Here is a 14,147-nt window from a genome sequence, read left to right on the forward strand (position 1 = left end):
TGAATGAGGTGAGTTTCTCTTGAAGAAAATAGTCATTTTGGGCGGCGGCTACGGCGGCGTACTCACGGCTAAGAAACTGGCAAAGAAATTTAAGAACGACAAAGATGTAGAAATCAAACTGATCGACCGAAATCCATACCACACTCTTTTGACTGAGCTGCATGAGGTTTCTGCGAATCGCGCACCTGAGGATTCGATCAAAATTGACTTGAAGAAAATCTTTGCCGGCCTGAAGGTAGATGTTGTTCTGGACGAAATCAGCAACATTGATTTCAAGAACAAGAAGCTGAAGTCCGACAAAGCCACTTATGCTTATGATTATCTGGTCATCGGCACAGGAAGCAAGCCAACCTTCTTCGGAATCCCCGGAGCAGAAGAGAACACCTTCTCCTTCTGGTCCTACGATGATGCAGTTGCCTTGAAGCGTCAGATCCGCGACATGTACACCAAAGCTGCGAAGGAAAAGAACCCGGCTACACGCCGCGCTATGCTGACCTTCGTAATCATCGGTGCCGGCTTTACCGGCGTTGAGCTTGTAGGTGAAATGGCCGAGCAGCGCGATGAGCTCTGCAGAGAATTCTTCATCGATCCTTCCGAAGTGAGATTGATCGTGGCTGATATGGCTCCGAAGATTCTGCCTATCCTGCCGGATAAGCTGATCCAGAAAGCCGAAGCCCGTCTGCGTAAGCTGAAGGTAGAAATTGTTACAGGCGCCAAAATCACCGAAGTAGGCGCAGGCTCTGTTGCCCTCGGCGAGAAAAACATCGTGGATGCACAGACAATTGTCTGGACAGCCGGTGTTGAAGGCTCCGAAATTGTCGGCAACCTTGATGTTCAGCAGCAAGGCCGCAAACGTATTGTTACCAATGAACACCTTGAAAGTGTTGACCATAAGAATGTGTATGTTGTAGGGGATAACATCTTCTTCATCCCTGAAGGCGAAGAACGTCCAGTTCCGCAAATGGTTGAGAATGCTGAACAAGCGGCTCCGGTTATCGCAGGCAATATCACTGCCGATATCAAGGGTACGCCTAAAAAAGCATACAAACCAGGCTTCCACGGCACCATGGTTTCGATCGGCAGCCGCTACGGTGTAGCGAACGTTGGTCTTCCGGGCAAGTTCTTCATGCTGACCGGCTTCATGGCTATGTTGTCCAAACATTTCATCAATATGTTCTATCTGTCACAGGTTGTAGGCTTCAATAAGGTCTGGACTTACATGATGCACGAGTTCTTCCATGTTGAGAACCGCAAGAGCTTCGTTGGCGGTTACTTCTCCAAGCGCTCGCCGAACTTCTGGCTCGTTCCGCTCCGTATGCTCCTTGGGGGAATGTGGTTATATGAAGGTATAGAGAAGATCCGCAAGATCTGGGTTGATCCGAATAAGATTTTCCTGATTCCTGCGGCTCCTTATGCAGACGCCACATCGGCAGCAAGTCAGGCTGTGGATGCAGTCAAAACTACCGTAGATGCCCAATCTGCCGCTTCCGCAGTATCCACTGCCAAAGAAGCTGTATCGGCTCTTCCGGTTCCAGGCTTCATTTATGATATCTCTAACTGGTTCATGGATCTCATGTTCTATAACCCGGATGGTTCTTACACCTTCCTGGCCAAATGGTTCCAAATCGGTATGGTCTGTGCCGAGATCGTCTTCGGAGTAATGCTGATCGTCGGTCTGTTCACAGCTATCTCTGCTATAGCCACGATAGGTATGGCGGTTATGATCTGGACCACCAAGATGGCAGCAACAGAAATGCTCTGGTATGTTGGGGCAGCGATTGCCTGCATCGGCGGTTCCGGCACCGTGTTCAGCCTGGATTACTATGTTCTTCCTTGGCTCAAGAAGCAGTGGAAGAGAATACCTCTGGTCCGGCGCTGGTATCTGTATACCGACTGATGAACCGGGTAACCGGTGGTTAAGAACTACATCCATTTATAACAGCAGCGTATGCACAAGCTGCGCTGCTGCAAGCTGAATAGGATATTCTTAAGAGTAATGTGTCCCTAGGACACATTACTCTCCTTGTTTAACGAGGTGAAAGTACATTTATATGTTCGTTTTCAACAAAATGGTTTTGTAGGGATAATCAGGGATTCGGTTCTATCCAGCAAAACCGACATGAAGGAGAGAAGCTTGTGAACCAAAAAATCGCCCAAGATACATTCCGGTTGCTTCAGGCTGAGATGTCTAAGATCGCCGGAATTCAGTTGTCTCTCTCTCCGGCAGAATGTGAGCAAATGCTCTCGGTACTGGAACGCCATGATCTGGAATATGACCGCAAAACCCATTTGCTAGGTATTTATACCATTCTTACCGTGGCAGCACAGCGCCATATGGAATGTGTCCCACATCATCCTGACCTGACCCGTAACATTTTGGATGGAGATTACCTGTACAGCTTCTATCTGCAGTTTGCAGTGAAATGCCGGGAGCTGGATCTGGTTGCCTACATGGCCCCTTCCATCAAAAAAATGCAGATCGCACGTTCAAATGGAGAGTTCACCGAACACAATCCGGCCCGGGAGTTGGATGAATTCCTCATTCAGGAGCGCAGACAACGAAGCCGTACCAGTAAAGCCATTTGACAGGTGGGAACATGAACGATGAAGCTGCATGAAGCCTTGAATATTGATCTGAATGAAATTAACCGTGAAATTAAGAATCTGGTCACCCATGATAAGGATGTTCCCAAAAAGTCGCAGCTGGCGCAGAGCATTCTCGAATTAACAGGCTCCGGCGGTAAACGCCTCCGCCCGCTGATGGTTATTGTCGGCAGCCGGTTTGGCCTGAGACCTGCCGGACGCCGAACTCTGCAATTATCCGCTGCGGCTGAATTTATCCATGTGGCCTCACTGATTCATGACGATATTATTGATAACGCCGAGCTGCGGCGGGGCGAGCCTGCGCTTCATATCAAGACAGGCATTCTATCCGCTGTTCATATCGGTAATTATATGTCTGCCCGCATCATTGAACTGCTCAGCAAGTACACCGGGGATAAGGACCGTTACGTTCACGATCTGTCCTCTGTCGCCACGGCCCAGTTATGTCTGGGTGAATATCAGCAATTAGAGCATGCCTTCGATTATGATCTTACGCTGGAGCAATATCTGGAGAAATCCCGTAACAAAACCGCGCTGCTAATGGCCACCTGCCTGCGGGTAGGCGCACTGTCGGCGGAGAGCAGCACAGAGACAGCCCAGCTCCTCTATGATTTCGGCGAAGCGCTGGGGATGTCGTTCCAGATCCAGGATGATATCCTGGACTTCACGCAATCGGCGGATGTACTAGGCAAGCCGGCCGGCAGCGATCTCCGCCACGGCCAGGTTACCCTTCCGGTGCTCTTTGCCTTAGAGGATGCCGAGCTTGCCCCTGTCATCCGCAGAATAGGCCCTAGCTCATCTCCCGCCGACATCGAACAAGTCCTGAAGCTGGTAAGGGGCAGTGATGCCCTAACCCGCTCAGAGGCCGTCAGCCAGGACTATCTGGCCCGGGCTGCTGCGATTGTGGAGCAGCTCTCCAGCTTCCCGGCGCATGCCGATCTGGAAACCCTGCTGCAGTACTTCGCTGGGCGTGACCGCTGAGCTCCGGACTGAATGGGTTATAGCCAGCGATGCTCTAACGCATTGTGGCCGTCAGCAGAGAATACCTGGCCAAGGCTGTTGCAATCGGTTAGCATCTGTAAGCTTTCGTACAATGCTTACGTAGCTCAGCTGTATTATGATGCTGCAAGCTCCACGCTGCTTTATTAGTTCATACTGTACGCTCCACCCTTCACACTATATGTATTAACACATATTAAGTAAACGAGCCTGAGTAAGGCTCGTTTTTTTGTTTTTTATCACACTTCGCCGCGCTAATTGTATTTTGTACAACTAAAGTCCCCTCTAATGAGCTGGCAGGTGCTTTAATTGCACTCTGTACACCTATTTAGGCTGGAATGCCCTCAAAAGCTACTTTTCATTATTTTAGTTGTACAGAATACATGTATCATACGAAATTAGCTTTTTGGATGTCTTTTAGTTGTACGAAATACACTTAACCGCCCACATCTCACCTATCCGCTAAATAGCGAACGCAGCGGAGCGTACGTGAGTGAGTTTAGCAGGGAGCTTTGGCTATTGGGGGTTGGGGTTCGGGGTTGTTTGCCGCCCAAAAAGAAAAGCGCGAAGCTCTAAGCTTATTCGCGCTTTTTCTGCCGCCCCCCCTCTGGGTAGGCCTGTTGTCTTTTTGAAGTTAATCCTGCCTGGGGGAGGTTAGGACGGAACGGAGAGGAATTTTGGAACTGGAGGAGCGGTAGCGTCCGCCTTTATATTTGGATTTCTACCTCGGCCAGCGGTTCTAATCAGGAAATCCAAATATAACAGCGGCCGGAAGTCCAAACATTCCGCGCAGTGCAGCTCCCCAACCTCCAGGGCCGCCCCACCAGACGCGCCCCCACCTAATTAACGTAAAAATAATCAATCAGCGTACACAGCAATATCACCATACTGATCACCTGATTCAAATTATAAGAAGCCACCTTCATCAGCTTGCGGTTAGCAGGCTTGATAATCTTGTGCTCTGTCATAAGCAGTACCGTAGCGATGCCGATGCCCACCAGATACATCCAACCGAGATCACGCCAGGCGTACAGGAACAGCAGCAACATAACCATAATGAAATGCAGCCCTTTGGAGATCCGCAGCGCGTTCTCCAGGCCGAAGAAGCTCGGGATGGACCATAAGCCGTTCTTCCGGTCGAACTCAATGTCCTGAGTCCCGTAGATGATATCAAACCCGGCAATCCAGAGCATCACCACGGTTCCGATCACGAATGGCGTGAACGCGATATTCCCGGTAACCGCAAACCAGGCGCCAATCGGGGCCGAAGCAATCACGAAGCCCAGATACAGATGGCTCAGGAAGGTGAACCGCTTCGTATAAGAGTAGGATGAGATCAGTACAATAGCTACCGGGGACAGCACCAGGCAGAGCAGGTTCAGCATCCCGGAGGCCACAATGAACAGGGCATAATTGATGATAATGAACAGAATGACTTCCTTCTCTGCGAGCAGACGCTGCGGCAGATGCCGGTGGGCGGTTCGCGGATTATTGCCGTCGAAGGTGCGGTCTACCAGACGATTGAACGCATTCGCCCCGTTGCGTGCCCCAATCAGCGCGATTAGTCCCCATAACATCATATGGCCGGAAGGCCAGCCTCCCGCCGCCCAGACCATCGAGATGATGGCAAAAGGCAGTGAGAACAGCGTATGCGAGAACATCACCAGCTCGCTGAACATTTTCATTTTAAGCGCCGTATGTTTAAAAGCATTAATGATAACCATATTGTTAGGCCTCTTTCTCAGTGGATCGCTTGCAGCACTTCATGGAGTGCATCCAGCAGGGCATCGATATTACCGGAAGTGACCACAAGCGGCGGCTGGAAGGCGAGGACGTTGCGGCCTATACCGTTTTTGCCGATCAGGTATCCGCGGTCCTTCAGCTCCTCCAGCACATAGTCTGTCACCGCAGCGGCATCCTCAGTCTCTGAACCGGCTAGCTCGGCCCCCAGCATAAGTCCGCTGCCCCGTACGTCGGTAATCAACGCAGGGTAACGCTCCTGGAGAGCAAGCAAGCCTTGCTTCAGCTGCCCGCCCAGCTCAGCCGCACGTTCTGCCAGCCGCTCATCACGGATGTAGTCCAGCACCGCCAGCGCCGTAGCCGCTGAGACCGGATTCCCTCCGAACGTCGAGGCGGAAGGCTTGTTCAGCGATGCCGCAATCTCATCCGTTGTGGAAAAGGCAGCGATAGGCACTCCGTTCCCCAGCGCCTTAGCCATGCTGATAATGTCCGGCACGACGCCGAAATGCTCCATCGCAAACATAGCTCCGCTCCGGCCGTAGCCGGTCTGGATTTCGTCGTCAATCAGCAGTACACCGTACTGCTCAAGCAGCGCCTTCACCTCACGGAAATAGGACAGCGCAGGCATGACGATCCCGCCGTTCCCTTGAATCGGCTCCACGATCATGGCGGCAATGGTGTCTCCTTGGGCAGCGAGTACCTCCTTCAGATTCTGGATCGACTGCGCCGCCGCTTCCTCCAGCGTCAATTCCGGATGATACGGGCGTTTAATGAACGTTACATCCTCATCGAGGTAGGCATCGGTCCTCCACATTTGCAGCCCGGTCACACTCATAGTGAGATTGGTCCGGCCATGCAGGCCAGCTTCCAGGGCGATGAAGCCTTTGCGGCCGGTATGCATCCGCGCCAGCAGCAGCGCCCCTTCATTCGCCTCCGAGCCGCTGTTGACGAAGAATGTCCGGCGCAGCGCGCCCGGCAGCACTTCTTCCAGGCGTTCCGCCAAATCTACATTCGGCTGGGTCAGGTAGATCGGCGAAGTGTGCTGCAATTGCTGAAGCTGTGCTATCGTACGGGAAGTAATAGCTGGATTACAGTGGCCGCAGGCAACCACTGAGACTCCTGCGAAGAAGTCGGTGTATTCCTTGCCGTTCTCATCGTAGACGTACTGCATGCTTCCGCGTACCAATTGCGGGGCATCCCGGTAAAAATGTGCGGTGCACGGGTAGAAATACTGCTTTCTTTTGGCAGCTACCGCTTCTCTTCCAATGATGACGCTCTGTTCCATGTAAATCCCTCACTTTCAACTGCTGATAATTCAAGATGATTAGTTTGTGAAAAAAGGTACTTATAATTGCGCCATATGCCCTTATTATACTCGCAGTAGCTTTATTTTAAAATTGAATTATTAGCATTAGTTGAATTGCAGTGAACCGAGGGTGTATCCCGCATAGACCGGCTTCAGCCCGCCCAGCAGTTCCTCCTCCGGCTTCGCCCCATCCATCGCAGCCTGATAAGCAGCAATAATGGCGCGCAGCTCCTCTATGCTGTATGTCGCACCTTCAATCCGGAAGCTTGTAATTCCCAGGCCGTTCATTTCACCCAGCATCGGGAGATAACATAGCTCCTTGGCGAACAGCAGATGGCAGCGGCCATATTGGTCACGGTAGACCGGGTTCTCGCCCTTGTCGGTCTTGAGCACCAGCACTTCATTACGGACATACTGGTTGTCTTCCTCCCCAATCGGCTCCATCACCTCTGTATTCTCGAACAGATCATGCTCCATATACATCAATGCAGGCGTTCCGTGAACCACAACCTCCAGCGGCAAGTCACTGTGCGAGGTGAAGGAGGCGAAATGCTCCAGCGTCATCTCCGGCGAAACGGTCAGCTTCGTCAGGCCCAGTCCGGCATACAGTCCGGCTGACAGATGGTTGTATACATTTAGATTGGCATCGCCCATCATCGGGTAACCGGTGCCACGGTAACGGCGGATCGCCCCCAGGTTCGTAATGATCAGGCCGTCAATCGGCAGCCGTTCCCCGTTCAGCAGATGATCATATTGGTCGAAATGCAGTTCGTTCATCATCCGCGGCAGACCTAGATATAGCTTGGTATGGCCTTTTACCGCTCCAAGATCCTTAATATCCTGCTTCGTAAAAGGACGGTCCGGCTCAAACACATCGCCCGGCAGATACAAGCTGTCTACTCCCATCTCCAGTACGAGACGAGCCTGCTCCATATTATTCACACGCACTGCCAGCTCAGGCTTGATAAGGGTACTGCGTCTGTCTTCAGCCATTCGTGCCCGCAGTTCCGTCACCCGCTCCACAGATAGCTCACGCTCGGCAGTCGGCGTACTGAACACTTTGCCGGTACTGTAGAACTTGCCTGTTCCCTCATAACGGCGGTTGATATTCGACAGTCCCGGTCTGCCAAAAGCATACGCCGTGGAGAAATCACGCTTACGGTTGTTATACAGCTCTTTGGAATCCTGGGTCCGGTCGAAGCCCAGCGGATCATCGATATAACGGTCAATCGCATCGCCGTAGCTGTTGGACAGCATGACCATGAAGTCTTTATCGCGCATACGGCCTTCGATTTTGAAGGAAGTAATGCCCGATTCAATCAGCTCCGGAAGATGCTCATACATGAACATATCCTTCACCGCCAGCGGATATTCCGCAGGGAAGACATAGCCGTCACGCTTGATCCGGTAATCCCAGCGGCAAGGCTTCATGCATTTGCCCCGGTTGCTGCTCATCCCGAACACCTGAGAGCTGAAATAACAGTTCGCCCCGTGGACAGAGCACATATCGCCATGGATGAAATACTCCAGCTCCATACCGCTCTGGCGTCCCAGCAGCTTCGCAGTCTGCAGATCCATCTCCCGCGAGGTAACCACCCGACTGACGCCCAGCTCCTTCAGCGCGTGGATCATCTCCAGATTATGCACATTCATCATGACGGATGCGTGAACCGGCAGATTCAGCCCCATCTCGCGGATCAATTCCAGCACCGCCATATCCTGCACGATCAGCGCGTCCGGGCGGACCGTGTCCAGGAAGCTCAGGTACGCTCTGGCCTCTTCCACATCCTCTTCGCTGAACAGATTGTTGACCGTGATATATACTTTTTTGTCCATACTATGAGCGATATTCAGGGCTTCGATAATCTCTTCATGACTCAAGTTGTAGCCCTTGCGCATCATTCTCATGTTCAGCACCGGACCGCCGAAATACACCGCATCACACTTCGATTCAATAACAGCCTTGAAGATCTCGAAGGTTCCCGCTGGTGCCAATAACTCTACTTCTTTACCATTAAAATAACGTGCCATTCCCGTATCCCCCTAAATGTCTTACAATAATACAACTGCAACTCCCAGTACAACAAACATAGCAACAAAAAGCGTATCCGCCGCGCCCCACCTGAGCCGGTGATACCGGCTGCGCGGCGCATCCATGCGGAAGCCCCGGGCTTCCATGGAATAGATCAGGTCCTGGGCGCGCCGGAACGCACTGGCGATAACCGGGACCAGCAGCGAGACAAGCATCCGCGCCTTCTCCTTCAGCGGCAGCTCCTTCAGATCCGCTCCGCGCGAGGCCTGCGCCTTCAAGATAATCTGCGCCTCATCCAGAATCGTCGGGATGAAGCGGAGCGCGATGCTGATCATCAGCGTAATCCGGTCCGGTGACAGCCGGAGCTTCTTAAGCGGGGCCAGTACTCCCTCAAGTCCCTGATTCAGCTTGGCGGGTGTTGTCGTGAAGGTCAGCAGCGCGGTGAAGGTCAGCAGGAACAGCATGCGGATGACAGAAAATGCTCCCATCCGCAGGCCGCCCGCATGCAGCGAGAACGAGCCAAGCGACCATAGCACCTCCCCTTCCTTCACGGACAGCGCCTGTACGATGAAGATGAACAGCATCAGATAACGCAGAGGCTTCGCAGCCTTGATGAAATATTTCAGTGGAATGCGGGTCGTCGCCATCACCACGATGGAGAAGACCGCGACCAGACCGATCGATATCCACGAAGTAGACAGCAGGATGATGGCTACATAGAGCAGCATCCCGGTGATTTTGGACCGGGCATCCAGCTTATGGACCCAGGAGCCCGTATCAATGCTGCGTCCCAGCAGCAGACGCTCATTCATCGCCATTCCCCATTTCTTCCGTGCCGGAGACATTCAGCGTGCGGCGCTCTTCCAGCAAGGCCGCAAGCCGCCCCGCGAGGCCCTCCGCTGTAAGGAGCGGTTTCTCGCCGCTAAGACCGAAGCGCTCAGCGGCAGCCTGCCAGTAACGCAGAGACTGCGGAACCCGCAGTCCGCAGCGCTCCAGAATCGCCGGATCGGCGGCCAGCTCGCCGCCACTGCCCTGGAAGGCGAGCTCCCCATCCTTAAGCAGCACCCAGTTGTCGGCATACGGCAACAGTTCATCCATCCGGTGCGTCACGATGATGATCGTCCGGCCCTGCTCGCGGCACAGCCGCTCCAGCAGCGCGATCAGCTCCGCGCGGCTTACCGGGTCCAGGGTGGCTGTCGGCTCATCCAGCACCACAATGTCCGGGTCCATTGCCAGCACGGAAGCGATAGCCGCCTTGCGCATCTGTCCTCCGCTGAGCCGGAAGGGATTGCGCTCCAGCAGCGCCAGATCCAGCCCCATGTCCGTCATCGACTTGCGGGCCCGTGCCTTGGCCTCCTCCAGACTGACTCCGAAGTTCAGCGGCCCGAAGCAGAGATCCTTCTCCACCGTATCTTCGAACATCTGCTGCTCCGGGAATTGAAAGACGAGGCCTACCCTCCGCCGCAGCGGAAGCAGCCTCGGTGATTTCTCCCCAGCAGTTATCGTTACATCCAGCACCTGCACCGTGCCTTCCGTCGGCTTAAGAATGCCATTGAACAGCTGGAGCAGTGTAGATTTGCCGGAGCCGGTGGCTCCGGCAATGCCGGTCAGCGAACCCTCGGCAATCTCCAGATTAATCCCGTGCAGCGCCGTCTGCTTCCACATACTGCGGTCGGCATACGTGTAGCTTACTTGCTGTAGTTGTATTGCCATAGTGTGTCTATAAGCTCCTTTTCGCTGGCGGGTACATCCACCGTAATTCCCCGGCTCTCCAGTTCACGGGCTAGCTGCCAAGTATAAGGCTCCCGCAAATGACACTTCTCCAGCAGCTCCGCATCACGGAACAGCTCCGCAGGTGATACATCTGCCGCAATGCTTCCCCCGTGCAGCGCAAGCACCCGGTCCGAAGCCAGAATCTCATCGGCATCATGGGTAATCAGCAGAATCGTGTAGCTGCCCGCGGCCTGCATGTCCCGCAGAATCCCCATCAGCTCATCGCGGCTGCCTTCGTCCAACATAGAAGAGGCCTCGTCGAAGATGACGATGCCTGGCTTCATGGCGAGAATCGAGGCGATGGCCACTCGCTGCTTCTGCCCGCCCGACAACTCTCCGGGATGCTTCGACAGCAGATTCCCAATCCCGAGCTTACCAGTATAGAATTCAAGCCGCTCCTTCATCTCTTCGTACGATAAGCACAGACCCTCCAGGCCGAAGAGAATATCTTCTTCCACCGTCTGACCGATGAACTGGTTATCGGGGTTCTGGAAGACCATTCCGATGCATTGCCGGATGGACTGAACCGTCTCTTCCTGCAGCGTATGTCCGCAGACAGAGATCTGGCCTGCACTCTTCGGAAGCAGCGCATTCAGCAGCTTGACCAGGGTCGATTTGCCGCAGCCGTTAGGCCCGACAATGCTCACCCATTGGCCCTGCGGGATCGACACGTTGATATCGTGGAGAATCGGATGCTCCGGGTCATAGCCGAAGGATACGCCCTCAAGGGCAATCACCGCTGGCTTTTCACCGGCTTTTGTATCGTTGTACGCTTGATTCATGTTACTCATCCTTCCGCAGCTAGTGACCCGGTCCGTTCAGGAACTCTTCAAACAAGGATATTTTGGATAGCGAGTCAACCACATACCGGACGGCGAAGCCGACAGCAATGCCCGTAATAATACCGGTAATCAGCAGCACCGGCAGGTAATAGAAAATACTCGTTGAATTGAACACGAACGAGGCTGCCAGTAGCTGCCCCGTATTGTGAGCCAATCCGCCTGCAATGCTAATGCCGATGACACTGAACTTTCTGCGGCCAAGCTTCACCAGCGCGAACATCACGATGAAGCTGAACAGGGAGCCGAACAGGCTGAACAGCAGGCTGGACAGCGTACCGAGCAGGAAGGCGGTCAGCAGTGTCTTCAGGATCACCAGAACCAGGACATCCCGTCCGCGCAAAAAGTAAATACAGGTCAAAATCATAATATTGGCGAAGCCCAGCTTCGCCCCGGGCATGAGCCCCACTCCAGCCAGCGGGATCTGCGCCTCCACAATACTCAGCACCACAGCAACGGCAGCGAATATAGCGATAATTACGGTCCGCTTCAGAGCTGTAGCCGATTCACTACTGGACATAGCCATCTACTTCATCCTCCCCGGCCGCACTTGCAATCTCAACCAATACCCGGTGCGGAAGACAGACGATGGTCTGCTTGGGCAACGTGATGAATCCGAAGCCAAGACATACCTTATCGGGACAATCCGCATCAAACATCTCGACCCCGTAGTCATGCACCTTCAGAATGTTATAGCCCCGTTCGGTGCGGACCTCAATAGTCTGCTCTTCTTTGGTAAGGGTTATCGTTTTGAATAACTTACCATCTACCGTGATGTTGGCCTTGAGTTCTTTGCCCGGCCCACCTTTATCAGCATCGTTTGACAGCCATCTTGGCACGAGAAAAGCGAGCGCAGCAATCAGAACGATAGAAATCAGCAGCACATCTGCGCGTTTCATAGAAATCTCCCTTATTTTTTAATTAAAATCCAGACTTAATAATTATAACGGTCTGCCCTCAATCCTTCAATGAATGTAGTCGTTAATTGTCGCAATTCCATGTCAGTTCACAAAATAGGCACGCAAAGCTGAAGCGGATCCTCCATAAACTGGATAGTATCCGCTTCGGCAAGGAATATAAGGATAATGCAATCATTTATAGAATTACCCGGCTTGGACGGGCTGAGCACCCTTACGGGCTTCCGGATTCCGGCCGAAGTACCCCAGGAACAGTCCGGCGAATTGAGGGTCCCACTGACTCCCCCTGCCCTGCTCCAGAATATTCAGCGCCCGCTCATGGTCCATCCCTTTACGGTAAGGCCGGTCCGACGTCATAGCATCATAAGCATCCGCCACAGCGATAATCCGGCCGTGCAACGGAATATTCATACCTGCAAGACCATCCGGGTAGCCCCGGCCGTCATAACGCTCATGATGCGAGCGGACGCCGCCCAGATAGGGTGCCATTTTGTCCGCTGGTTCAATCTGCCGCAGAATATTCTCCCCTAGCACAGTATGACTCTGAATCTGAAGGAATTCCTCATCTGTTAGGGCTCCTTCCTTGAAGAGGATGCTGTCTCTGACCCCGATCTTGCCAATATCATGCAGCAGCGCCGACCTGCGCAGATCATCCAGCTCCTGCCCCCTCAGTCCGGCCAGCTGCCCGATAATTACCGAATACTCCGCTACACGGAGCGAGTGTCCTGCCGTATACGAATCGCGGGCGTCCAGCGCCACGGCAAGGGTGGAGAAGTAGCTGTCCAGCAGTTGGCGGCTCTGCTGCTCCCGGGCCTGCAGCCCCCGGACCATCATGTTAAAGCCTGCCACCAGCTTCGAGAACTCATCGGAGTACTCATCCTGCACCTGGATCAGATTGCCGTCCTTCACCTGGTTCATCGCCTGATACAGCTCATGGATCGGATGCTGTACGCTGTTCGTCAGCAGCCAGGCCGCAATGGAGGAGAACAGCGTGCCGATCAGCATCACCATCCCCGCCCAGGCCCAGTAGCTCTGAAGTCCGACGACAACTATCGAATCCCCTTCACCGTTCATACGGATATGCGTGGCCATAATAAACAGGAACAGCGGGAAGGTGCCGATCAGCATACAGCTTACCAGGAATTTGGGGCGTATCGGCACGAACACATGGCCCTCCAGGGAAAAATCCACACCATACTGCTCCAGTGCACGGTTCCTGAATTCCTTGATCAGCGGAATAATGGAGGTGCAGGTCAGGAAGAATTCAATAAGGGAATGCATACAAGCCACAAGCACTGCGCAGCACATCGCCAGAATCAGATAGAAGTACGGAAACGTGACCCAGCCAGAATTGATCATCCACACCGACAGCAGCAGAGCCGGAACGGATAAGCCGAGCAGATGCGGCCCCATAATCCGCTGTATAGCCCGTTTGGGCAGCAGGTGCGTGTGCAGATATGCTTCTTCCAGCATAGACAATGCGGCATTCTCCTGAACCAGCGCAGCCCGTACGGGCCTGATCTGTCTGAGAAAGACAGTAATCTCAATAGAGGCCATTATTACGAAAGAACAAGCAAGCACCAGCAAGAGGCGGTAATATTCAACCCGGCTGATCTCCAGGGAAGATAACATAAGCAGACTCCCGACCGCGAGTACCGCTACAGCTGAGCCGAAGATATAGTTCCGGATCTGATTTCTCAAAAAGCTTCTGTATAGTCTCATCTGTCCCCTCATCCCCGTCCGGCCTCAGCCCAATATACAGTTGCATTTATGTAAAGACCATGCTATAATAAAATAATATTTGTTTTCGAGTATGTTTATCCCCATCAAGAAGATGTCAGGCCGATGAATCACTTCTCTATATTATCGGCGGTTTGGACACAATATCTTACGTTTTCTTGCAGTACTTATCCCTTTTATGAGACTAAATTCGAACA

The 14,147-nt window shown here is 53.2% G+C and carries 12 protein-coding genes; 3 read left to right on the top strand and 9 right to left on the bottom strand.

The window, feature by feature from the left end:
- The first annotated feature begins 19 nt into the window (after positions 1-19).
- The 3 genes from MKY64_RS24870 to MKY64_RS24880 all read left to right on the top strand — a co-directional run bounded on the left by MKY64_RS24870 (position 20) and on the right by MKY64_RS24880 (position 3,585).
- A complete protein-coding gene (locus MKY64_RS24870; RefSeq protein WP_036722120.1) occupies positions 20-1,897 on the top strand; it encodes an FAD-dependent oxidoreductase in 1,878 nt (625 codons plus the stop codon).
- Positions 1,898-2,136: 239 nt separating this feature from the next.
- Complete coding sequence (locus MKY64_RS24875; RefSeq protein ID WP_036722118.1) at positions 2,137-2,586, top strand: hypothetical protein; 450 nt, start codon at positions 2,137-2,139, stop codon at positions 2,584-2,586.
- Positions 2,587-2,604: 18 nt separating this feature from the next.
- Positions 2,605-3,585 (top strand): polyprenyl synthetase family protein, encoded by a 981-nt coding sequence (locus MKY64_RS24880; RefSeq protein ID WP_340956437.1) that lies wholly within the window; start codon positions 2,605-2,607, stop codon positions 3,583-3,585.
- An 857-nt stretch (positions 3,586-4,442) separates the two neighbouring features.
- On the opposite strand, the gene MKY64_RS24885 is transcribed toward MKY64_RS24880, so the two are convergent.
- From MKY64_RS24885 to MKY64_RS24925, 9 genes are all read right to left on the bottom strand, one after another.
- Positions 4,443-5,327: a UbiA-like polyprenyltransferase gene (locus MKY64_RS24885; RefSeq protein ID WP_340956439.1), complete on the bottom strand. Its 885-nt coding sequence runs from the start codon at positions 5,325-5,327 to the stop codon at positions 4,443-4,445.
- Between the two features lie 17 nt (positions 5,328-5,344).
- Positions 5,345-6,628 (bottom strand): aspartate aminotransferase family protein, encoded by a 1,284-nt coding sequence (locus MKY64_RS24890; RefSeq protein ID WP_051477770.1) that lies wholly within the window; start codon positions 6,626-6,628, stop codon positions 5,345-5,347.
- Between the two features lie 126 nt (positions 6,629-6,754).
- Positions 6,755-8,680 carry a peptidase U32 family protein gene (locus MKY64_RS24895; RefSeq protein WP_340956441.1) on the bottom strand — a complete coding sequence of 642 codons (1,926 nt, stop codon included), beginning with the start codon at positions 8,678-8,680 and terminating at the stop codon, positions 6,755-6,757.
- Positions 8,681-8,701: 21 nt separating this feature from the next.
- Positions 8,702-9,499: an energy-coupling factor transporter transmembrane component T family protein gene (locus MKY64_RS24900; protein ID WP_340956444.1), complete on the bottom strand. Its 798-nt coding sequence runs from the start codon at positions 9,497-9,499 to the stop codon at positions 8,702-8,704.
- Complete coding sequence (locus MKY64_RS24905) at positions 9,486-10,394, bottom strand: energy-coupling factor transporter ATPase (RefSeq protein WP_340956446.1); 909 nt, start codon at positions 10,392-10,394, stop codon at positions 9,486-9,488. The genes MKY64_RS24900 and MKY64_RS24905 overlap by 14 nt, the downstream gene beginning before the upstream one ends.
- The gene (locus tag MKY64_RS24910) at positions 10,370-11,236 is read right to left on the bottom strand and encodes an ATP-binding cassette domain-containing protein (RefSeq protein ID WP_340956449.1); all 867 of its coding nucleotides are present in this window, start codon (positions 11,234-11,236) and stop codon (positions 10,370-10,372) included. The genes MKY64_RS24905 and MKY64_RS24910 overlap by 25 nt, the downstream gene beginning before the upstream one ends.
- Before the next feature lie 19 nt (positions 11,237-11,255).
- Positions 11,256-11,819, bottom strand: a complete 564-nt coding sequence (locus MKY64_RS24915; protein WP_036700635.1) for a Gx transporter family protein — start codon at positions 11,817-11,819, stop codon at positions 11,256-11,258.
- Positions 11,803-12,192, bottom strand: coding sequence for a NusG domain II-containing protein (locus MKY64_RS24920; RefSeq protein WP_036700638.1), 390 nt, complete (start codon positions 12,190-12,192; stop codon positions 11,803-11,805). Before MKY64_RS24920 ends, MKY64_RS24915 begins: the two co-directional genes overlap by 17 nt.
- A gap of 204 nt (positions 12,193-12,396) precedes the next feature.
- Positions 12,397-13,932, bottom strand: a complete 1,536-nt coding sequence (locus MKY64_RS24925; RefSeq protein ID WP_340956452.1) for an HD-GYP domain-containing protein — start codon at positions 13,930-13,932, stop codon at positions 12,397-12,399.
- Between the last annotated feature and the right edge of the window lie 215 nt (positions 13,933-14,147).

This window comes from Paenibacillus sp. FSL R7-0210 (genome assembly GCF_038009085.1).
GTDB classification, from domain to species: Bacteria; Bacillota; Bacilli; order Paenibacillales; family Paenibacillaceae; genus Paenibacillus_AQ; species Paenibacillus_AQ silagei.